This is a genomic window from Oceanihabitans sp. 2_MG-2023 (genome assembly GCF_030547245.1).
Lineage (GTDB): Bacteria > Bacteroidota > Bacteroidia > Flavobacteriales > Flavobacteriaceae > Oceanihabitans.
Genome location: NZ_JAUOQT010000005.1, coordinates 129,600 through 151,546 on the forward strand (window position 1 = coordinate 129,600; position 21,947 = coordinate 151,546).

20 protein-coding genes are annotated in these 21,947 nt (G+C 29.8%); 18 read left to right on the forward strand and 2 right to left on the reverse strand.

The annotated features are described in order from the left end of the window. Positions 1-14: 14 nt before the first annotated feature. The 15 genes from Q4512_RS12155 to Q4512_RS12225 all read left to right on the forward strand — a co-directional run bounded on the left by Q4512_RS12155 (position 15) and on the right by Q4512_RS12225 (position 15,340). Entirely contained in the window at positions 15-1,304 is a 1,290-nt protein-coding gene (locus Q4512_RS12155; protein WP_303425036.1) for a nucleotide sugar dehydrogenase, read from the forward strand. Between the two features lie 163 nt (positions 1,305-1,467). Further along, entirely contained in the window at positions 1,468-2,448 is a 981-nt protein-coding gene (locus Q4512_RS12160) for an SDR family oxidoreductase (RefSeq protein ID WP_303425038.1), read from the forward strand. A 286-nt stretch (positions 2,449-2,734) separates the two neighbouring features. After that, entirely contained in the window at positions 2,735-3,679 is a 945-nt protein-coding gene (locus tag Q4512_RS12165) for a glycosyltransferase (RefSeq protein WP_303425040.1), read from the forward strand. Between the two features lie 93 nt (positions 3,680-3,772). Beyond that, positions 3,773-4,507 (forward strand): class I SAM-dependent methyltransferase, encoded by a 735-nt coding sequence (locus Q4512_RS12170; protein ID WP_303425042.1) that lies wholly within the window; start codon positions 3,773-3,775, stop codon positions 4,505-4,507. A gap of 13 nt (positions 4,508-4,520) precedes the next feature. Beyond that, positions 4,521-5,627, forward strand: coding sequence for a glycosyltransferase family 4 protein (locus Q4512_RS12175; protein ID WP_303425044.1), 1,107 nt, complete (start codon positions 4,521-4,523; stop codon positions 5,625-5,627). Positions 5,628-5,784: 157 nt separating this feature from the next. Further along, positions 5,785-6,648: an ABC transporter permease gene (locus Q4512_RS12180; RefSeq protein WP_303425045.1), complete on the forward strand. Its 864-nt coding sequence runs from the start codon at positions 5,785-5,787 to the stop codon at positions 6,646-6,648. A 105-nt stretch (positions 6,649-6,753) separates the two neighbouring features. Then, complete coding sequence (locus Q4512_RS12185; RefSeq protein ID WP_303425048.1) at positions 6,754-8,016, forward strand: ABC transporter ATP-binding protein; 1,263 nt, start codon at positions 6,754-6,756, stop codon at positions 8,014-8,016. Next, entirely contained in the window at positions 8,004-8,663 is a 660-nt protein-coding gene (locus Q4512_RS12190; protein WP_303425051.1) for a sulfotransferase, read from the forward strand. The genes Q4512_RS12185 and Q4512_RS12190 overlap by 13 nt, the downstream gene beginning before the upstream one ends. Continuing rightward, complete coding sequence (locus Q4512_RS12195) at positions 8,660-9,730, forward strand: DegT/DnrJ/EryC1/StrS aminotransferase family protein (protein ID WP_303425054.1); 1,071 nt, start codon at positions 8,660-8,662, stop codon at positions 9,728-9,730. Before Q4512_RS12190 ends, Q4512_RS12195 begins: the two co-directional genes overlap by 4 nt. Further along, entirely contained in the window at positions 9,727-10,368 is a 642-nt protein-coding gene (locus tag Q4512_RS12200) for a NeuD/PglB/VioB family sugar acetyltransferase (protein WP_303425057.1), read from the forward strand. The genes Q4512_RS12195 and Q4512_RS12200 overlap by 4 nt, the downstream gene beginning before the upstream one ends. A gap of 2 nt (positions 10,369-10,370) precedes the next feature. Next, complete coding sequence (locus tag Q4512_RS12205) at positions 10,371-11,231, forward strand: glycosyltransferase (protein WP_303425060.1); 861 nt, start codon at positions 10,371-10,373, stop codon at positions 11,229-11,231. Between the two features lie 48 nt (positions 11,232-11,279). Next, positions 11,280-12,101, forward strand: a complete 822-nt coding sequence (locus tag Q4512_RS12210) for a putative capsular polysaccharide synthesis family protein (RefSeq protein WP_303425063.1) — start codon at positions 11,280-11,282, stop codon at positions 12,099-12,101. Continuing rightward, a complete protein-coding gene (locus Q4512_RS12215; RefSeq protein WP_303425065.1) occupies positions 12,086-13,078 on the forward strand; it encodes a glycosyltransferase in 993 nt (330 codons plus the stop codon). Before Q4512_RS12210 ends, Q4512_RS12215 begins: the two co-directional genes overlap by 16 nt. Further along, positions 13,071-14,060 carry a glycosyltransferase gene (locus tag Q4512_RS12220; RefSeq protein ID WP_303425067.1) on the forward strand — a complete coding sequence of 330 codons (990 nt, stop codon included), beginning with the start codon at positions 13,071-13,073 and terminating at the stop codon, positions 14,058-14,060. Before Q4512_RS12215 ends, Q4512_RS12220 begins: the two co-directional genes overlap by 8 nt. Before the next feature lie 26 nt (positions 14,061-14,086). Then, complete coding sequence (locus tag Q4512_RS12225) at positions 14,087-15,340, forward strand: glycosyltransferase (RefSeq protein ID WP_303425069.1); 1,254 nt, start codon at positions 14,087-14,089, stop codon at positions 15,338-15,340. Here the strand turns inward: Q4512_RS12225 and Q4512_RS12230 are convergent. Then, positions 15,333-16,367: a hypothetical protein gene (locus Q4512_RS12230; protein WP_303425070.1), complete on the reverse strand. Its 1,035-nt coding sequence runs from the start codon at positions 16,365-16,367 to the stop codon at positions 15,333-15,335. The two genes, Q4512_RS12225 and Q4512_RS12230, sit on opposite strands and share 8 nt — an antisense overlap. Positions 16,368-16,370: 3 nt before the next feature. Next, entirely contained in the window at positions 16,371-17,807 is a 1,437-nt protein-coding gene (locus tag Q4512_RS12235) for an MBOAT family protein (protein WP_303425071.1), read from the reverse strand. A 197-nt stretch (positions 17,808-18,004) separates the two neighbouring features. Between Q4512_RS12235 and asnB the strand changes: the two genes are divergently transcribed. From asnB to Q4512_RS12250, 3 genes are read left to right on the forward strand one after another with little or no spacing between them, the layout of a single operon-like run. Then, entirely contained in the window at positions 18,005-19,849 is a 1,845-nt protein-coding gene (gene asnB / locus Q4512_RS12240; RefSeq protein WP_303425073.1) for an asparagine synthase (glutamine-hydrolyzing), read from the forward strand. A gap of 25 nt (positions 19,850-19,874) precedes the next feature. Then, positions 19,875-20,822 carry a glycosyltransferase family A protein gene (locus Q4512_RS12245; RefSeq protein ID WP_303425075.1) on the forward strand — a complete coding sequence of 316 codons (948 nt, stop codon included), beginning with the start codon at positions 19,875-19,877 and terminating at the stop codon, positions 20,820-20,822. Between the two features lie 41 nt (positions 20,823-20,863). After that, complete coding sequence (locus Q4512_RS12250; RefSeq protein WP_303425078.1) at positions 20,864-21,943, forward strand: glycosyltransferase; 1,080 nt, start codon at positions 20,864-20,866, stop codon at positions 21,941-21,943. Positions 21,944-21,947 lie beyond the last annotated feature (4 nt).

The window sequence follows — 21,947 nt, forward strand, 5'->3', positions numbered from 1 at the left end:
CAATAAAATACATAATGAAAATGCATAAGATAACCGTTATTGGTTTAGGCTATGTTGGCTTGCCATTAGCTTCCGAATTTGCAAAAAAATATCCAGTAATAGGATTTGATATTAATACGCTTCGTGTAACAGAATTACAACAAGGAATAGATAAAACTTTAGAGGTCGAATCCGAAGAGTTACAAAAAGTGCTGGTAGACACTAACACTACTCAAAAAGGGCTGTATATAACCAATACGCCAGAAGACTTAGCAGCTTCTAATGTGTTTATTATCACTGTTCCTACACCAACAGATAGTTTAAATAAACCCGTTTTTACTCCTTTAATAAAAGCCAGTGAAACGGTTGCGAAAGTTTTAAAAAAAGGCGATATCGTTATTTATGAATCTACAGTTTACCCTGGTGTTACCGAAGATATTTGTGTCCCTATTTTAGAGGAGCAATCTGGATTAAAATTTAATACAGATTTTTTTGCTGGTTATTCGCCAGAACGAATTAACCCTGGAGATAAAAAACATACCGTAACCAAAATATTAAAAGTTACTTCTGGTTCTACACCAGAAATAGCAACTGTTATAGACGATTTGTATAAGTCAATTATAACGGCGGGAACACACAAAGCTTCATCAATAAAAGTTGCTGAAGCTGCAAAAGTTATAGAAAACTCACAACGCGATATTAATATTGCTTTTGTAAATGAATTATCTAAAATTTTTAGAATATTAGATATAGATACTAAAGCAGTTTTAGAAGCTGCAGGAACCAAATGGAACTTCATTAATTTTACGCCAGGATTAGTTGGAGGGCACTGTATAGGAGTAGATCCGTATTACTTAGCTCAAAAAGCAATAGAGTCTGGTTACAACCCTGAAATTATTTTAGCAGGACGTAAAATGAATGATAGCATGGGAAGCTATGTAGCGCAAGAAACGGTAAAGTTAATGATTAATAAAGGTGCTACCATTAAAGGTGCTAAAGCATTGGTTTTAGGAATTACCTTTAAAGAAAATTGTCCAGACATTAGAAACTCTAGAGTAATAGACATTATTAAAGAATTAGAAACCTATCACGTAGATGTAGATGTTTTTGATCCTTGGGCTTCTTCAGAAGAAGTAAAGCATGAATACGGTTTTGATTTATTATGTTCTAAAACTGAAATAAGCGATAATTATGATGCTATTATTTTAGCAGTAAGTCATAACGAATTTCTTAAAATAGATATCGAAAAATTAAAATCGCCTATAGGTGTTATTTTTGATGTGAAGTCCTTATTACCTAAGGAAATGGTAAATGGTAGGCTTTAACGTTTTTTAGATGCCGCGTTTCGAAAATCAAAGTACAGCAAACAAAAGTTATAATATTGGGGCATGGCGAACGCAGTGAAGCAATCTCATGAAGCATCCAATAAATAATTAACAGATTGCTGGAACGCTGCACTCCTCGTAATGGCCTATAAATTTAAAAATTATGTATACAAAACCATATCACAAACAAGATTTAGCTAATTTCAGTTTTCTAGTAACAGGAGGAGCAGGCTTTATAGGCTCTAACCTTGTTGAATATTTGTTGAAGTTTGGAGCAAAAAAAGTTCGAGTACTGGATAATTTTTCTAATGGATATAGAGAAAATTTAAGTGAATTTGAAGATAATCCTGCTTTCGAATTACTAGAAGGGGATATTCGAGATTTAGAAACCTGTAAAAAGGCGATGTTGAATATAGACTATGTTTCGCATCAAGCTGCATTAGGTTCTGTACCGCGTTCTATAAACGACCCAGTAACAACCAACGCTGTTAATATTAGTGGGTTTTTAAACATGCTTATCGCTGTAAAAGAAAGCAAAACCGTTAAGCGAATGGTGTATGCAGCATCTAGTTCTACCTATGGAGATAGTAAAGCATTACCAAAAGTAGAAGAAAATATTGGCAGTCCACTATCACCTTATGCGGTAACTAAGTACGTTAATGAGCTGTATGCTGATGTTTTTGGTAAAACCTATAATACCGATGTTATTGGTTTTCGCTATTTTAATATTTTCGGACCAAAACAAAGTCCAAATGGCGCTTATGCAGCAGTAATACCATTATTTATGCAAGCACTTAAAGATAATAAAGCACCAAATATTCATGGCGATGGCGAACAAACCAGAGATTTTACTTTTGTAGATAATGCAGTACAAGCCAATGTAAAAGGGATGTTTGCTTCAAAGGAAGCAGCTAATCAGGTATTTAATATTGCTTGTGGCGATCGTATAAGTGTTAATTACTTATGGAATTCTCTAAACCAAGCAGCAAATAAGAAACTAAAAGCGATACATGGACCTACACGTCAAGGCGATGTTAGAGATTCTTTAGCAGATATTTCTAAAGCTGAAAAATTCTTGGGGTATGCACCGCAATTTACTGTTGGTGAAGGGTTGAGAATTACTTGGGATGCTTTTAATAAATAGTATGTTTTGATATGATAACACTTTTTAACATTTACATTAGCTAAGTACTTTTAAACTTTTAATGTCTTTATATTATAGAAGATTTACTATTTCATAAATAAGTTTAACTTTGAAAATTATAGGGTTATTATTAGGCTAAAATGAAGTTCAAATTAGAAAAATTAGAACAGACATGGATTAATAAAAATTCAGACAGGTAGTTTATACTTGTTGTAGGGTAAGTGTTTATCGAATTGTTTTTACATGGCTTATCTGTTATTAAAAAATATTAAAACATTAAAAAAAATTGAGTAAAAGTAAGAATCCTGTCGTTAGTATTTGTATGATAACTTATGGTCATGAAGCTTTTATTAAACAAGCTATTGAAAGTGTATTAATGCAACATACTAATTTTGATTTTGAATTAATTATTGCTGATGATTGCTCTCCAGATAACACAAAACGAGTTGTTGAAGAGATTCAAAATTCTAATAATAAAGGAGATTGTATAGTATATTATAGACATTTGAAAAATAAAGGAGTGATGGCCAATTTTGCATTTGCTTTAAATAAATGCCAAGGGAAATATATTGCTCTTTTAGAAGGTGATGATTATTGGGTAGATGAATTGAAATTACAAAAACAATTTGATTTTTTAGAACATAATACAGATTATGTTTTGTCTTGCCATAATGCTAGTGTTTTAGATGAAAACGGACTGGTTATAAATGACTCTCTGTTAGAAGCTAATAGGCAATTAGATTTTACAGGCGAAGAACTTATGATAGGAAGACATATAGTTACATTGTCTATGTGTTTTAGAAATGTAATAAAAGAATTTCCAGAAAGTTTTTTGAAATGTATAAATGGAGATACTTTGTTAGTATCTATGCTTGGTGAGTACGGTGGTTCAAAATTTCAAAGCGAATTAAAAAATGGGGTATATAGAATACACGCTGGAGGTGTCTGGAGTGCTATGCAAGAATCAAAAAGAATTAAAGAAAAAAATAAAACATTCTATTATCAATTTAAATATTTTAAATCTAAAGGAAACAAAAAAGTAAAAAATACTTTATTTAAAAAATATTTTAGCGCCAGTAAAAGTTTAATGAAATTATTGTGGGATTCAAATGCTTACTTACAGGCTATAAAGTTATATCTTAAAATATATTTTAACTGTATTAGAAATGGTTACATTAGAAAATCATTTCAGATAACTAAGTTTTTTTTTACTACAACATTAAAAATATAAATCATCATATGAAATCAATTGTTTCTAAAAAAACAAACAAACTATGGGTGTAATTAATTTTCGAAAGATTAAAGATGTTAACTTTGTGCTATAATGAAAAATTTTATAATAAAACACCTGCCAGAAGTTCTTGTCGATTTCATTAAATTAAAACGTAAAGCTTCAAAGAAAAAAAAACAATCCGCAAAAGAGGTTTTTACTAATATAAAAGATTCAAACCATTGGAGTAGTGTAGAAAGTGTTTCTGGTGATGGTTCAGAGTTGTCAGTAACTATTGATTTAAGAAATGGACTAGAGGAAATAATTAAAGAAAAGAAAATAAAATCCATATTAGATATTCCATGTGGAGATTTTAATTGGATGAAAGAAGTAGATCTTCATGGTGTTAATTATACGGGAGGTGATATTGTATCTTCTCTCATATTAAAAAATAAGGAACAATTTTCTAAAAGTAATATCACATTTGCAGATTTAGATTTAATTACTAGTCAATTGCCGCAAGTAGATTTAGTTTTTTGTAGAGATTGTTTAGTACATTTATCCTATAAGGATATTTATAAAGCTTTAAAAAATATAAAGAGTAGTAAAAGTAAATATGTTTTACTAACCTCATTTGTAAAAACAGAAAAAAATAAAGATATTTTAACTGGTGAATGGCGGAAATTAAACTTAGAAGCTGCACCATTTTTTTTAGGAGAACCATTACATATTATTGATGAAAAGTATTTTAAAAAGGAAATGAAATATGCAGATAAATCGATGTGTCTTTGGCGAGTAGAAGACATTAAATTACCATTTATGCTTAGATGCTATTCTTGGATTATTTAATACAAGCTTATTTTTGAATAAAATTAAAACATTTCAGCTTTTTGAAACGTATGGTGAACAATATCAACCATACATACCTCCTGTAATAGAAGCTTTAAAGCAAAATAAAATGTTAGATGTATCTGTGGTAGCTTTTAATAAGTCTTCCACAACTGCAGATATCATTATTCCGTCTTATAGAGAAAGAAGATTTAAAGAAAAACTATATGCTTTAACAAATCGGTCAAAATTAAATTATTTAGAAATTATAAGCTTAAAACAAAAGGTTGATATTATTCATATTCAACAATCTTATATGTTCTCTAAGGTGTATAATATATTGCAATTACCAAAAGAGAATAGGCCAAAAATTGTTATTACGCTTCGCGGAGGAGATACTTATGTAAAACCTTGGTATATAAAAAAATGGCAAGATTTTTATACTCACTATGGCAAATTAATAGATGCATTTGTAGTTATGAGTATTCATCAAAAAGAATATTTGCACACAAAATGGAAAATACCATTAAATAATATTCATGTTATTCCAATATCTTTTGGTGAAGCTTTTCCTGTTTCCGAAAAAAAAACAGAAACTACTATTTTAAAAGTAGTCTCGGCTTATAGGATGTGTTGGGAAAAAAATATAGAAGGCAATTTAAGGGTTGTTAAACTTTTAAAAGAACAACAAATACCGGTGCAATATGAGATTTATGGAGGAGGAGCAGATACAGGTCAGGTTTACTATTTAATAGATAAATATAATTTAAGCGATTGTGTAACCTACTTTGGTAGTGTGCGTAATAAGGAACTCAAAAAACGTTTAATTGCAAATGATTTCTATTTACAATTAAGTCATTCCGAATCTTTAGGAATGTCTGTTATTGAAGCTCAAGCTCAGGGACTTCCTGCCGTTGTTTCTAATAGTGATGGTTTACCAGAGGTTGTTTTAGATGCTAAAACAGGATTTTGTGTTTCACCTAATGATATAGCATCAGCAGCATCGCATCTTATTTATTTATGGAAACATCCTAAAATATATAAAGAGTTTTCAAAAGAAGCAATTCTTTATAGTCATAAAAACTTCAATATTAACAAAGAAGTGAAAAGTCTTAAGGGGCTGTATTGTAGTTTGTTGTAGGTTTTAACTAAGGCTTATAAATACTTTGGTTAGTATTGACTAATACTGATGCCACGAGAAATAAAAAGGAATCTATTAATGCAGTTAGATAATTTTAATTCTTTTCTTAAAAAACTTATCGATTTCTTATATTAGCCCTAATCAAAAAAAATAGACATTGGGTAAATTAAATGATGATAAATGGCTCTATACCATTTCGTCTAAGCGTAAATTAATAGATTTCAATTTTAAAGAAATTTGGCGTTATAGAGATTTGTTAGTGCTATTTGTAAAACGAGATGTAATTACCGTATATAAGCAAACGATATTGGGGCCTTTATGGTATCTTATTCAGCCACTATTTACAGCTATTACATTTACATTAATATTTAATAAAGTTGCTAATATTGAAACAGGAACAGTTCCTCCATTTTTGTTCAATCTAGCTGGAATTTCTATTTGGGGTTATTTTAATTCCTGTTTAAATGCTACTTCCGATACATTTAAAAGCAATGCAGGTATTTTTGGAAAAGTATATTTTCCACGAATTATTGTACCTCTTTCTGTTATTATCTCTAATTTAGTGAAGTTTGGAATTCAATTAATAATTTTTATTGTTTTTTATATATATTATTATTTTAACGACGCAGCAATACACTTCGATTCTAGTATTGTGTTTTTTCCTTTATTAGTAATTCTTATGGGGTTATTTGGTCTAGGAATAGGAATGATTATCTCTAGCTTGGTAACTAAATATCGAGACTTAAAGTTTTTAGTTGGTTTTGGTTTACAACTATTAATGTATATTTCTGCTGTAATGTATCCTTTAGCTTTAATGCGTGAAAAACTACCTAGAATAGCTTGGCTTGTAGAGTATAATCCACTAGCTTATATTATTGAAACAGCACGTTTTATGCTTTTAGGGACAGGAACATTTAGTTGGTTTGGTATATTATATACAATAGTTATGACCTTTTTAATTTTGTTTTTTGGTATTATTATTTTTAACCGAACAGAAAAAACATTCATAGATACGGTTTAGTTAGTGAATAGTGAATAGTGAATAGTGAAAATGGGAGAAGTGAAAAGTGAAAAGTGATTAGTAGTTTCACACCTCACAATTTGCAACTCACAAAAATAATAAAGAATGAGTGTCATTTTAAAAGCTGAAAATATAAGTAAACAGTACCGACTAGGCCTTGTAGGTACAGGGACATTAAGTCATGATTTAAATCGTTGGTGGCATCGTGTTAGAGGTAAAGAAGATCCGTTTTTAAAAGTAGGAGCTCTCAACGATAGAAGCATTAAAGCAGATAGTGATTATGTTTGGGCGTTACAAGACATTAACTTTAAGGTTAAGGAAGGTGAGGTTTTAGGTATTATAGGGAAAAATGGAGCAGGAAAATCAACACTACTAAAAATTCTATCAAGAGTTACTGCTCCAACAACAGGAGAGATAAAAACAAAAGGACGAATTGCTTCTTTATTGGAAGTAGGAACTGGTTTTCATCCAGAACTAACAGGACGAGAAAATATATATCTAAATGGTGCTATTTTAGGAATGAATAAAGCCGAAATAAAAGCCAAAGAAGAAGAAATTATCGAATTTTCTGGTTGTGCTCGTTATGTAGATACACCTGTAAAACGCTATAGTTCTGGTATGCGTGTGCGCTTGGCCTTTGCCGTTGCGGCCTTTTTAGAACCTGATATTTTAGTGATTGATGAGGTTTTGGCCGTTGGAGATGCCGAATTTCAAAAAAAAGCTATAGGTAAAATGCAAGATATAAGTAAAGGGGATGGTAGAACTGTTTTGTTTGTTAGTCATAATATGGCTGCAGTAAAAAGTTTATGCACAAGAGCTATTGTGTTAGAAAATGGAACTTCCGTTTTTGAAGGCAATACAGACCAAGCAATACAGTTTTATTTAACTGCAGATAATCAAAAAGGATCTAGTTGTATTCGTTATTTTGATTCTTCTAATTTTGATACAGAAAAATGCTTAGTAAAGCATATAGGGGTAAAGGCTAAAATAAAAGATTTTAATGCACCAATTACTAGAGAAGATGTCATTCTTTTTCAAACAGAAATAGAAAAATTTGATACTAGTTACATAACAGTTGTATTTATGATTAAAAATGAAGCAGGTGAAATCGTTCTGGTTACTAATTCCGAATTAGGAGAAAAAACACTTAACTTTAAAGGAAATAAAAAACTGGAAATGCAAATACCTTCCCATTTTTTTAATGAAGGTGTTTTCTATGTAGATATGATGGTAACAGACACAAAAAAACCATTGTTTCATGAAAAAGATGTCATTAATTTTTCAATCATACAAGAAGAAAAGAATTTAGGAGATTGGATGGGAAAATCTCCAGGTTATTTTAAACCTAAGTTTATATGGAAGGGTTAAAAAAAATAATAAATAAAAACGAAGCTAAGGTTTTTTGTATAGGATTTAATAAAACAGGAACCACATCTTTAGAAGCTGTTTTAAAAGGTTTTGGTTATAATATTGGTGACCAAACTATAGGAGAAACTTTAATAAAAAGTTGGTATCATAGAGATTTTAAAGATATTATCAAACTATCAAAAACAGCTACAGCTTTTCAAGACGTACCTTACTCTCTACCTTATACCTACCTGTTTTTAGATAGGTATTTTAAAAACGCAAAATTTATATTAACAGAAAGAGATAGTGCAGAACAATGGTATAAATCGATTGTTAAATACCATTCCAAATTATGGTCAAACGGTGTTAAAGCACCAACAACAGAGCAATTAAAAAATGGAAACTATAGATATAAGGGGTTTGCTTACGATTATATGCGATTTGTATATGGTGAAATTGTAGAAACCAACCCTTATCATAAAGAAACTTTAATAGAAGCCTATACAAACCATAACCAAAGTGTAAAAGCCTATTTTGAAAGTCGTCCAGAAAAATTATTAACCATAAATATTTCTAATGCTTCAGATTATGGTAAATTATGTGCGTTTTTAAATAAACCGCAAAGTAGAGAAGATTTTCCATGGGAGAATAAAACAACCATTTTATGATTCATGTAACCAAAACATTTTTACCACCACAAAAAGAGTATCAAGATATTTTGCATCGTGCTTGGCAAACAGGTTGGATGACTAACAGAGGTGTTTTAGTGAAAGAATTAGAAGCATCCCTAAAACAGTATTTAAATACACCAAATATTATAGCAATGACTAATGGCACATTGCCATTACAAATAGCCATAAAAGCTTTGGGACTAAAAGGTGAAATTATTACGACTCCTTTTAGTTATGTAGCTACAACCTCTAGTATTGTTTGGGAAAATTGCACACCAATTTTTGTAGATATTCATCCCGAGTATTTAACAATAGACGAATCCAAAATTGAAGCAGCAATTACACCAAATACTTCAGGGATACTAGCAACCCATGTTTTTGGCAATCCATGCCATGTGGAAGCCATAGAAAAAATAGCATTTAAACACAACTTAAAAGTTATTTACGATGCAGCGCATTGTTTTGGTATGCAATACAAAGGAGAATCTATATTTAATTTGGGAGATGTAAGTACTTGTAGTTTTCACGCTACAAAATTATTTCATACCGGAGAAGGTGGTGCTTTGTTTTGTAAAGAAACCTATTTTAAGAAAATGTATTCACACCATAATTTTGGTCATGATGGTCCCGAGAACTTTCATAGTTTGGGTGTAAATGCTAAAATGAGTGAGCCTCAAGCAGCAATGGGTTTGGCTGTTTTACCTTATATGGAAACAATAATTAATTCAAGAAAAAAAGTAGTAGATGTTTACAATAAAGCATTTAAAAATTCAAGTTTACAAGTACTTAGAATAAGGGAGCATACCAAATGGAATTATAGTTATTTTCCAGTAATTTTTGAAAGCGAAACCCAATTATTAAAAGTAATAGAAGCGTTAAATAATCATTCAGTTTTTCCGAGACGTTATTTTTTCCCTTCTTTAAATACGCTTCCATATGTTAATAGTGAGTCTATGCCCATTTCAGAAAGTATCGCTTCAAGAATTATTTGTTTGCCATTATTTGTAGGTTTACAAGAGAAAGATTTAGAAACTATTATTAATGTAATACAAACAAATTTATGATAGTAATAGGAGCTAAAGGATTTGCAAAAGAAGTATTAGAAGTTCTATACCATCAAGAAATTATACCATTAAAGGATTTGATTTTTTTTGATAATGTCACACAAAATGGACCAGATTTACTATATAATACATACCCAATCTTAAAATCATATTTAGAAGTGAGTACGTATTTTAAAAACACGAATAATACTTTTACTATTGGAATTGGAAATCCATATTTAAGAAATAAACTAGCTGTAAAATTTAAGGAACTAGGAGGCGAATTAGTTTCTACAATTAGTGCTAAAGCAGAAATAGGAAGGCATAATGTGATCATTGGTAAAGGTTGTAATATTTTATGTCAAAGTGTGATATCTAATGATGTTACTATAGGTGAAGGAGTTATTATATATTTCAATGCTTTAATTACACATGATGTTACGATTGGGGACTATGTTGAAGTTTCACCAAATGCTGTGCTTTTAGGGCATTGTGAAATTGGTGATTTTTCTCAGATTGGTAGTGGAGCAACTATTTTAAATGGTGTTAAAATAGGTAAAGGCGTTGTCGTTGCAGCAGGAGCTGTTGTAACAAAAAATGTTCCTAACAACTGTATGGTAGCGGGTGTGCCAGCTGTAATAAAAAAAATGTTTAATTAGATATGAGCAATTTACCAGTTGTGAGTATTTGTATGATTGTTTATAATCAGGAACAATATATTATTCAAGCGATTCAAGGTGTTTTAAATCAGGAAGTTGATTTTAATATAGAATTAATTATAGCAAATGATTGTTCTACAGACAATACAGATGAAAAAATTTCTGAAATAATTAAACAACATCCTAAAAGTAATCTAATAAAATATTTTAATCACGAAAATAATTTAGGCATGATGCCAAATTTTGCTTTTGCATTACAACAATGTAAAGGAAAATTTATTGCGCTATGTGAAGGAGATGATTATTGGACAGATCCTTTAAAACTTAAAAAGCAAGTAGATTTTTTAAACACTAATAAAGAGATCAATATTTGTTTTCATAGAGCTAATGTTTTAAAAAGGGATGCCAAATATATCCATCCTATTCCTGAGCCATATCAAGAAAAAAAATTTCAGTTTATAGAATTATTAAAACATTATAATTTTATTACAACAGCAAGTGTTGTATTTAGAAAGCCAGAAAAATTGGAGTTTCCAAAATGGTTTTATAGAGTCCCTTTTGGTGATTTAAGCTTATACAAATTACTTTCTAAAGAGGCAGATATAATGTGCATAAACCAAGTAATGAGTGTGTATAGAAAACATGAAAAAGGCGCATATTCTGGTATAGATAAATTGAAAGTAAAACAAAATTTTTTAAAATTTTATACAATAATCTACCCTTTTTTAAATAAAAAAGAACAAGAAGTTGTAATCGCCAAAAAAAGAAGTACTCAAATAAATATTTCGAAATTAAAGTTTCCAAATAAACCTTTTTTACGGAAAGCCTATATTATGTATCTTCGCTATATACAATTAGACTAATTAAATATTTTCATATTAGCATTATAAATTAAATGCTCAAAAATTTAAATGAAGAATCCAACCAGTTTTTTAAAAAAAGCCCTAAAAAAACCATATCATTTTGTTAGAAAACAATACTATACAAAATTAGGTCTAGATAAAGATTTAATTTTAGTCTATACGCTTAGTAAAGTTGGTTCGTCTTCGGTTTATTATTCTTTAAAAAAGAAATTTCCGTATAAAGAAATTCATCATGTACACTTTTTAGGAGATACTTGGTTAAATAAGCTTAAAAACGATCATGAAATTTTTCAAAACAATATAAAAACAGCTAATAGGTTATTTAAATTATTCAAGAAAAAACAATGGAATATAAAAATTATATCCCTTACAAGAGATCCTATAGCAAGAGATATATCTGGAATTTTTCAAGCATGGCAACATATATTTAATGTAGACGATATCACTAAAGTATCTGCAGAAAGCATTCTAGATTATTTAAATAATAACGATTTTTCATATTCTGAAAATTGGTTTGAAACCGATTTTTTAGAATTTACAGGATGTAATGTTTTTGAGGAAACATTTAATACAGAAACAGGATTTCAAACCTATACATCGAATAATATACCAATATTAATCCTGCAATTAGAGCAATTAAATACGGTGTATAATGAAGCAATGAATGTGTTTTTAGGAAAAGATAATTACGTCTTACATCAAGAAAATATAACCTCTTCTAGAGCATCTGGAGCGCTTAATAAAAAGATTAAAAGCGCGTTAAGTATTCCCGATAAAAAATTAGATACAATATATACTTCAAAATATATGAAGACCTTTTATAATGCTTCACAAATTAAAGCTTTTAAAAAGAGATGGACGAAGCAGTAAATGGTGTAAGTGTAATACTTTGTTGCTATAATAGTGTAAATAGGTTGCCAGAAACCTTAAAGCATCTAGCACACCAAAACGTAGAGAATACGGTTTCTTGGGAAATTATTTTAGTAAATAATAACTCTTCAGATGCAACAGCTAAAGAAGCTATTTCTATATGGAAAAAACTTGGAGATCCTGTTCCTTTAACGGTGGTAAACGAAAAGAATCCAGGTTTGTCGTTTGCAAGAGAAAAAGGCATGGCTGTAGCGAATTATAATGTTTTTCTATTTTGTGATGACGATAATTGGTTGCAAAACGATTATGTAAAAATAGTTTTTAATACCTTCCAAATAAATCCAGAAATAGGAGCGGTAGGAGGTTGGTGTGAAGCCGTTTTTGAAGCTGATAAACCAGAATGGTTTGATGCTTTTGCTGGTAATTTTGCGGTTGGTAAACCAGCAACAGAAACGGGCTGTATAAATAACACCAATCAGTATATTTATGGTGCAGGTATGGCATTGCGTAAAAGCACAATTAAAAGTTTAAAACAAAAAGGTTTTAAAAACATTCTTACCGACAGAAAAGGAAAACAATTATCTAGTGGTGGAGACGTAGAGTTAATTTATGGCTTAAAACTAATTAATGTAAAAGTGATGTTTCAGGATGCTTTGTTTTTTCATCATTTTATGCCTAAAAATAGAATGCAATGGGAATATTTGTTAAAATTAAGAACCTCTATGTATTGGTCTAATTTTGTATTACATATATACTTAGATGCTTTAAAAAATAAAAAGGTGACCTTTAAATTTATGCTTAATAAAATAAAGAAGTCTTTGGTTTATATTTATACTAAAAGCAAGGCATTAAATAAATTAGAACCCAATAAAGGTTTGTTTTTAAAAAACCAAATAGAAGTAAAAAAAATGTTTTTAACGCATACTTACTTTTATTATAAAACTAGAATTGCTCTAAAAAAAATACAGAATGGTTAAAGGAATTTCTATCGTACTTTGTACCTACAATGGTAAAAAAAGACTAGAGCAAACATTGCAGCACATCGCTGCACAAAAAATTACGGTTCCTTGCGAAATTATTTTTGTAGATAATGCATCTACAGATGACACAAAAGAATATGCAGATACTTGGTGGAAAACGCATGGAGCTTCTCAAATAGAATATTATTCTTTTATACAGCCAATTCCTGGAAAATCGTACGCACAAGATTTAGGCTACGAAAAAGCACAGTACGAATATATTTTGGTGTGCGACGATGATAACTGGTTATGTGATATCTATGTAGAAACTGCTTATCAAATAATGACAGAAAACACCAGTATTGGTGCATTAGGAGGTTGGTGTGATGCTGTTTTTGAGTTGGAAAAACCAGCCTGGTTTAGTACCTATTCCAAATATTTCGCAGTATCTAAACAAGGCAAACAAAGTGGCGATATAACAAACCAAAAAGGATGTTTGTATGGTGCAGGAATGGTTTTACGTAAATCGCATTGGCTGCAGTTAAAAACATTAGGTTTTAACCATTTGTTAAGCTGTAGAAAAGGAGATAGTTTAAGTTCTGGAGGAGATACAGAATATAGTTATGCATTACGTTTATTAGGATATAAAATTTGGTATGACGAACGTTTGTATTTTAAACATTTTATGACAGATGGAAGATTAAACCTAAACTATTTATCTCGTTTACGAAAAGCAATGGTATATTCGAATCATATTTTATGGCCGTATCAAGACCTTTTAAAAGGAAAAGAGCGAACAGCACTAGATTTTAAAAAGGAGGTGTTTCAGCATGTTCCAATATATTTTACAAAAAAAATACTGAACTTGTGTATTGGTAATTTTGAAAAAAAAGAAATTTCAAAAAAATACCTAATCAATAGTAAGTATAAACTTTTTAATTATGCTACTTATAAACAGAATTTACAATCCATAAAAGCGTGGTTGCCAAACAAATTTTAATCTCTAAGCGTACGTAAATTGATTTTTTGAGCAAACAAGACAAACATATAGCCATAGTAGTAAAATACTTTCCTACTGTTTCCGAAACCTTTATCGTTAATCAAATTAACGGATTGTTAGATGCTGGTTGCAAAGTAGATTTGTATGCGTATGTAGCAATAGAAAATGCATTAATTCATAAGAGTTTAAAAAAATATAATTTATTAGAAAAGGTAAAGTATTTTATTTCTCCACCAACATTAAAGAGGAAACGTTTTATCGTTTTTTTAAATTGGATTTTTGAAAATTTTTTTAGTATTAAATGGAACTTATTATTTAAAACGCTCCATTTTTTTAAATACGGAAAAGAAGCTTATACCTTAAAACTTTTTTTTGAAGCACAATGGTTTTTAGTGCCAAATACTGTAGATATTATACATACGCATTTTGGAATGACTGGAAACCGAATTGCAAAATTAAAAGCCATTGGTATTATACCAAGTTCTGTAAAGCTTATTAATACTTTTCATGGTTATGATTTGTCTCCAGAAAAGCTTCCATTGTATAAAAAAAAATACCACGATTTGTTTCATCAAGCAGATGTATTTACCGTAAATACGCCATATTTAGAAGGAGTATTAAAACAAGTGAATACCAATAATAAACCCTGTTATATATTACCAGTAGGATTAGATACCTCCTATTTTAAAAAGGAGCAAGAAAAAGAAAATACAGGTTTTTTTGATATTGTTTTTTGCGGCAGGCTAATTCCTTTAAAAGCACCAGATTTAGCAGTTGCAATTATAAAACAAGTAATACTTGCTGGTTACCATAATGTACGTTTACATATTATAGGAGATGGCCCAATGAAAGCACAATTGCAAGAAACAATTAAAGAGAATAAGCTAAAGGAGTACGTTTCTATTTATGGGCAACTATCTCAAGAAGCAATAAAACAAAAGATGCAACTGTCGGATATGTTTTTATTACCAGGAAGATATGAAGCACATACAGGTCGCGCAGAAACGCAAGGTTTGGTTATACAAGAAGCACAAGCAATGTGTTTACCAGTAATAGTAAGTGATGTTGGAGGTATGCAATATGGTGTACTGCCAAATAAAACAGGATATATAATTGCAGAAAACGATATAAACGGATTTGTTACTGCTATAGAACAACTAATTTTAAAACCAGATTTAAAGGTAGAACTAGGAAATAATGGTAGAGATTTTGTAGTTAAGAATTATGATAATAAAGTGTTAACAGATGCGCTTTTAGTAATTTATGACAAGATTATTTAGCTTTGTTTAAGTTTGCTAATAACTTTTCACCAACCACAATCGAAAAAAGTCTAGATCCTTTATTATTTAAATGATAAAAATCGAAAGAGGCGTCTTTTCCATAAAGATTCGTATGGTCTTTGTATGAAGATAAATCTATAATATTATTTTTTGGTAACAAGTTCACAATAGGTAAAAGTGCTTTGTAATATTCTAAGTTTAACTTTGGAGGTAAAACATATATAACGTCTATTCCTTTTTCTTTAGATAGTTTTATGATTTGAATAAGATGCTTTAAATGCGAATTGTTTACCGTTAGTTTTGAAACATCTAGGTTGTCCCTTAGTTTTGCTGTTTGAACAAGTTTTTTGTAATTTGAAATATCCAAATTAAATTTTTTATAATATTCTAAAATACTTTCCAAGTTACTGGTTTTATCAGCTACTTCCTGCTGCAAAGAATAATAACCATTATTATTATTATTATTAAATGTGTTCTTAGTTTTAAAAAAATCTTTAATGGAAGTAAAATCTAAAACTCGATATATAAAGCTTAATAATATAGTTTTTTTTAGTCTATTCTTTTTCTTTTTAGAGTAGTGAGAATCATTAATTAAACTTATGCAATGTGACATGTTTGAAGTAGTGTTCCAATAATTACCCTTGATAGTTTTTGCATTATTCTTAAATAGTTCTAAATGCTGTAATTCAATAATTGCATACTTTATTTTTTTAGAATCGTTTTCTTCAATAAAGTTTTCATATAAATAAGTAGACTCTGGGTAAAACGTAGCAGGAGAAGCAAAATTAAATGTTTTAATATTATAGTCTGTTGTTATGGAGTCTATTATTCTAGGATTTAATTGTCTATAAAGTCTACTGGACCCAAAAAGAACAGTATTAAAAGGTGTTTTTGTTTTTTCAAAATAAGCTATTTTTGAAGCATAAATATCATTTCCATAATAATATGGAAGTATCCAAAAACGTAAGGAAATTAGTACCAAAAGGAATAAACAAAAAGTAAGCGTTTTTTTTATAAATAAATTCATAGCTTAAAATTGAAAATAAATAAACGTTTGTTCATTTTTACTAAACCAAAAAATGAGTATCATAATAAAATAATAGAAAGTGATTCTAATTGGTCGTTTATAACGACAAAATAATGTTTCTAAAGCATATTTATTCGTTCTTCCCAGCCATTCTATAATTAAAAAAAACACAAGTAATATAAATAAATAGGTTGGTCTTATTTCTGGAATAGCAAATAAAGAAAGACTGCAAATTCCAAATAGATATTGTAATGCATGGGCTACACTTTCTGCTCTAAAAAACACCCAAGCAAGTGTGGTGATACCAAAGGTTAATAAGATTTTTAAAACAGCTTTTAGCGAAGGGTAGCTTTTGTCGTGTGCTACAATTTCTATATGGTTTCGATTATTATTGGTTAGCAGTAGTGGTATAAAGTATAAAGCATTTAAAGCGCCCCAAATAATAAAAGTCCAGTTAGCGCCATGCCAAAAACCGCTAACTAAAAATATTATAAAAACATTTCGTATTTGTTGTTTTTTAGAACCTCGAGAGCCTCCTAAGGGTATGTATAAATAATCTCTAAACCAGGTAGAAAGCGAAATATGCCATCGCCTCCAAAACTCTGCGATGTCTCTAGAAAAATAAGGGAACGCAAAATTTTGCATAAGGTTAAAACCAAATAATCTTGAAGTACCAATAGCAATATCCGAATATCCAGAAAAATCACCATAAATTTGAAAAGCAAAAAAGATAGCTCCTAATACTAAAGTACTTCCAGAATATTCTTGATGATTATCAAAAATAATATTTACAAAAACAGCACAATTATCTGCTATTACCACTTTTTTAAATAAACCCCAAAGTATTTGCCTAAGACCATCTACAGCTTTAGTATAATTAAATACTCTTTTGGTATAAAATTGCGGTAATAAATTGCTAGCTCTTTCAATAGGTCCAGCAACTAATTGCGGAAAAAAGCTTACAAAAGCAGCAAATGCAACAAAGTCTTTAGTAGGTTTTAATTTATTACGATATACATCAATAGTATAACTCAAGGTTTGAAAAGTATAAAAGCTAATACCAACAGGTAGAATAATGTGTAAAGCCCTTCCAGAAACTGGAACTCCCATCCAAGTAAAAGCTTGTATAAAATTATCTAAGAAAAAATTATAGTATTTAAAGAAACCTAAAAAGCCTAAGTTTGTTACTATACTTATCCACAAATACACCTTTCGTTTGTTTAAAGTGTTTTCTTTGGCTAAAAATCGCCCAATAGAGTAATCGACTATAGTACTAAATAATATGAGACTCAAAAATCGCCAATCCCACCAACCATAAAAAACATAACTAGCAACCACCAAAAAGGCATTTTGTAGTTTTAAGTTTTTATTTGTTATAAACCAATAAATAATAAATACTATTGGCAAATAAATAGCAAAATCTATAGAGTTAAATAGCATTTTAATAATTTAATGGAAAGCTAAACTAAAATAAAAATTAGAAAAGCGCATTTAAAAAATAGTATTATTTCTAGTATAAAAGATATAGAATCCTATATCTATGCTTTATAAGAAAGTAAAGGCGTAAAATACAAAAGCAAAGTTATTTGTTATAGCAATAGAAAATTTTATATTGCAGTAAATTAATTTACAAATCTATGTGTGGCTTTTTAGGAGAAATTTCTAGTACATTATTAGAGCCAACTGCATTTAAATCCTTGTTAGATTTAAGTAAACAACGAGGTCCAGATCAACAAGGTCTCTGGAAAGATCAAATTTGCCAACTAGGTTTTAATCGTCTAGCAATACTGGATGTTTCAGAGGCTGGTAAACAACCAATATTAAGCCCTTCTGGACGCTATGCTTTGGTTTTTAATGGGGAAATTTATAACTATAAGAAATTACAAGTAACATATAATATAAGCGCATCTAATTTACGTTCTTCTTCCGATACAGAAGTATTAGCACATATCTTAGATAAGGATTCTATTCCAGAAATAGCGAAACAACTTAATGGTATGTTTGCTATCTCTATTTGGGATACGGTTTTAAAACAACTTACTTTAATTCGTGATTTTTCTGGTATAAAACCTTTGTATTATGGTATGAAGCAAGAGCAAATAATCTTTGCTTCGCAATTTGACCAAGTGTTTAAGCATTCCCTTTTTGCTAAAAAAGAATTGCGGCCAGATGCTATGAAAAGTTTTTTTGGTCTAGGTTATATGCATGCTCCAGATACCGTTTTTAAGGATATATTTCAAGTAGAGCCAGGAGCGTTAGTAGTTTGGGATTTTAATTTAAAACAGATTGTAAATAAAGAATACTATTATAAATGGCAAGTAAAAGAAGAACTTTTAGATACAGCTTCTAAAACAAAAGAAGTCTTTAAGTCTAGTATGCATGAAGTGATTAAAGGGCAACTCCAAGCAGATGTGCCATTAGGTACTTTTTTAAGTTCTGGTTTTGATAGCTCCTTGATTTCGGCGTTTGCCAAAGAAGAAAACCCTTTAATTAAAGCTTTTACTTTTGGTGTAGATAGTCATGGAAAATATGATGAACGTCAAGATGCGGAGGCTTATGCTGCTATATTAAATTTAAATCATGAAACAGCGACAGTACAAGAAGCAGATTTATTGGCTATTATAGATGCGCATTTTAAAGCAATGCCAGAACCTTTTGGAGATTATAGCTCCATACCAACCTATGTTATTTGTCAAAAAGCACGAAAATTTGCTACAGTGATGTTATCTGGAGATGGCGGAGATGAACTTTTTTGGGGATATCCTCGTTTTAGAACATCTTTAAATCAAGCACATTGGTTTCAGTATCCGCTTTGGTCACGAAAAATAATACTACCTATTTTAAGACGGTTAAAACAAAAACTGCCCTGGGGAGTACAAATGTTTCCGCGTTTTTCGGATTGGATATTAAATAAGCAAGTACATTTTAGTGACATTCATCGTTTTATGCCAAAAACAAATTTTACAGATTCCGTTTATAAATCGTATCAGTATAATAGTTCTCTTAAAAAAGAAGAAGTTTTACAGTATCTTAAAAAGAACGAATTTCATGCACACATGCAACGTGTATTAAAAAAGGTAGATTTAGCCAGTATGTCGCATAGTTTAGAAGTGCGCGTTCCTTTTTTAGACAAAGAAATGATAGCATTTAGCAATCGTATAAAATCGGGCTTTACGATCGATCATGACGAAACTAAAATAATATTAAAAAGTAGTCTCTATGATTATATACCTAAAGAGATTGTTAATAAAGAGAAGAAAGGTTTTTCTGTTCCTATAGCGTCTTGGTTACATGAGGAGTTAAAAGAAGATTTTAAACATACTATTTTAGAAAGACCATTTTATGGAGCAGAACATGTAGATTTAAAGTTTTTAAAAATAACGATAGCATCCTTTTTTAATAAAAATTCTTCAGTTGATGTTTGGGGATTATGGCACGTATATGCCTGGCAAAAATGGGCTATTCATCATGAATTGGTTTGATTTTAACAATTGAAAATTTTAAATAATGTCCCTAAGTATTATTACACCACATTATAATGATTTTGAAGGTTTAAAAAGAATTTATTCGCATCTTCAAGAGCAAACTCACTCCGCTTGGGATTGGGTAATTGTGGATGATAAATCTGATGCCAATACTCAAGATAATATTGTTAAATGGCACGAAAATCTTCCAGATTCTAAAGTACAGTTATATTTAAATACCGAAAAAACAAACGCTTCCGTATGTAGAAATCTTGGAGCTGATTTAGCTAAATCTAATACTTTAGTTTTTTTAGATTCAGATGATAAAATAGCACCAGATTTTGTAGCCAATAGAAACGTGAAATTTACTCATTTTGCTGTTTTTAAAAATTATTATATCCTAAACGAAAATGAAGAAAAAATTATAAAAAAAGTTAATCATGCTAATTATTTAGATTGTTTTCTAGCAGCAAATTTTATTTGGCAAACATCTTGTGTTTTATGGAATCGTGTTTTTTTTAAGGAAGTTGGACGATTTAATCCGAAACTAAAAAGGTTACAAGATATAGAGTTGTCTGTTAGGGCGATCCAGCATAGTACTAAATACTCAGTTATTGATAATACAATTGACTTTTATTATAAAACCAAGCCAATTAGTGAACGTAAAAATTTTGTACTTCCAGTATGTAATGCTGTACACTTGTTTATTTCTAAATTACTAGAAACAGATAATTTAAACAAACACCAACTCTCATTAATTTCTGGTTACTATTTTTTATGTGTTCGTTATTTTGAACGTTCAGGCAGCAAAGAAAATATACGTTTGGTGCAAAAAAATCTAAGTCTTTTTTATAAAAAAAAGCACATAAGTGTTAAAAATTTTATCTTGGGTTATTTGCTATTAAAACTATATAACTATAATATACTGTCGGCAAAAAAATTTGTAAGAGGGAATAGATATTTATTTAAACCAAAACAGATACAGAACTAACCAAAAATAAAGTTATATTTTAAGATTAATATACTATTAAAATGTCCAAAAAAATCCATATACTTTATACCATTCCAAATTTTGATACTGCAGGAAGTGGTAAAGTGGTTTACGATTTGGCCAATCATTTAGATAAAAAACGTTTTAAAGTTTCTATAGCATGTAATAATAATGGAGGGCTTTTTTTTAAAGAAGTGGAAGCTTTAGACTTACCAATTCATATTATCTTATTAACCAAACCTATAAGACCATATTATACATTAATTAGTCGCTTAAAACCGTTTAGAAAATTTTTAAAGAAAGAAAAAATAGACCTAGTGCATTCTTGGAACTATACTAGTGATTGGACAGAGCCTTTAGCGTGTAAATTAGTAGGAGTCCCTTTTATATATACTAAAAAGGCAATGAGTTGGGGAAATAAGCACTGGAAAATTAGAAGTTATTTGAGTGCTTTTATTATTACTGTTAATACCCAAATGCAAGCTTTTTTTCCTAATAAAAAACAACAAGCGCTTATTCCTTTTGGCTTAGATACTTCTTATTACCATTTAGAAAAATTTAATGTTACCAAAAACACTTCCGTTTTTAAAATAATTACAGTTGCAAATTTGGTTGCCGTAAAAAATATTGAATTACTGCTTGAAGCAATGTATACCATTAAATATTTACCAATTCATTTAGATATTGTTGGAGATATGCAAAATGAGTATGTAAATAAACTGCAACATATTGTAAATGAATTGCAATTAGAAACACAGGTTTCTTTTTTAGGAAAGCATTTAGATGTAAGACCTTTATTAGCACAAGCAGATGTATATGTAATACCAAGTAAAAAAGAAGGTATGCCTATGGCATTAGTGGAAGCAATGGCAATGCAATTACCAGTTTTAGGGGCTAATATTCCTGGTATTTCCTATGTACTTCAAGAGTTTCCAGATTTATTATTTCCTTTATCTGATGCTACTCTTTTAGCAACTAAAATAGAATCGATATATAATTTACCAATACAACAACAACAAAAATTAGGATTACGTTTACGTAATTACTGTGTAAAACATTTTTCGATGGCCGCTTTTATTAAGCAACACGAAGACTTATATTTGAAAATCGTAAAGCAGTAAATAT

Coding starts and splice junctions, on each gene's coding strand:
- Q4512_RS12250 (WP_303425078.1), top strand. CDS start 20,864: ATGTCCAAAAAAATCCATATACTTTATACCATTCCAAATTTTGATACT.
- Q4512_RS12170 (WP_303425042.1), top strand. CDS start 3,773: ATGAAAAATTTTATAATAAAACACCTGCCAGAAGTTCTTGTCGATTTC.
- Q4512_RS12195 (WP_303425054.1), top strand. CDS start 8,660: ATGATTCATGTAACCAAAACATTTTTACCACCACAAAAAGAGTATCAA.
- Q4512_RS12210 (WP_303425063.1), top strand. CDS start 11,280: ATGAAGAATCCAACCAGTTTTTTAAAAAAAGCCCTAAAAAAACCATAT.
- asnB (WP_303425073.1), top strand. CDS start 18,005: ATGTGTGGCTTTTTAGGAGAAATTTCTAGTACATTATTAGAGCCAACT.
- Q4512_RS12220 (WP_303425067.1), top strand. CDS start 13,071: ATGGTTAAAGGAATTTCTATCGTACTTTGTACCTACAATGGTAAAAAA.
- Q4512_RS12215 (WP_303425065.1), top strand. CDS start 12,086: ATGGACGAAGCAGTAAATGGTGTAAGTGTAATACTTTGTTGCTATAAT.
- Q4512_RS12230 (WP_303425070.1), bottom strand. CDS start 16,367: ATGAATTTATTTATAAAAAAAACGCTTACTTTTTGTTTATTCCTTTTG.
- Q4512_RS12155 (WP_303425036.1), top strand. CDS start 15: ATGAAAATGCATAAGATAACCGTTATTGGTTTAGGCTATGTTGGCTTG.
- Q4512_RS12245 (WP_303425075.1), top strand. CDS start 19,875: ATGTCCCTAAGTATTATTACACCACATTATAATGATTTTGAAGGTTTA.
- Q4512_RS12205 (WP_303425060.1), top strand. CDS start 10,371: ATGAGCAATTTACCAGTTGTGAGTATTTGTATGATTGTTTATAATCAG.
- Q4512_RS12200 (WP_303425057.1), top strand. CDS start 9,727: ATGATAGTAATAGGAGCTAAAGGATTTGCAAAAGAAGTATTAGAAGTT.
- Q4512_RS12185 (WP_303425048.1), top strand. CDS start 6,754: ATGAGTGTCATTTTAAAAGCTGAAAATATAAGTAAACAGTACCGACTA.
- Q4512_RS12160 (WP_303425038.1), top strand. CDS start 1,468: ATGTATACAAAACCATATCACAAACAAGATTTAGCTAATTTCAGTTTT.
- Q4512_RS12235 (WP_303425071.1), bottom strand. CDS start 17,807: ATGCTATTTAACTCTATAGATTTTGCTATTTATTTGCCAATAGTATTT.
- Q4512_RS12190 (WP_303425051.1), top strand. CDS start 8,004: ATGGAAGGGTTAAAAAAAATAATAAATAAAAACGAAGCTAAGGTTTTT.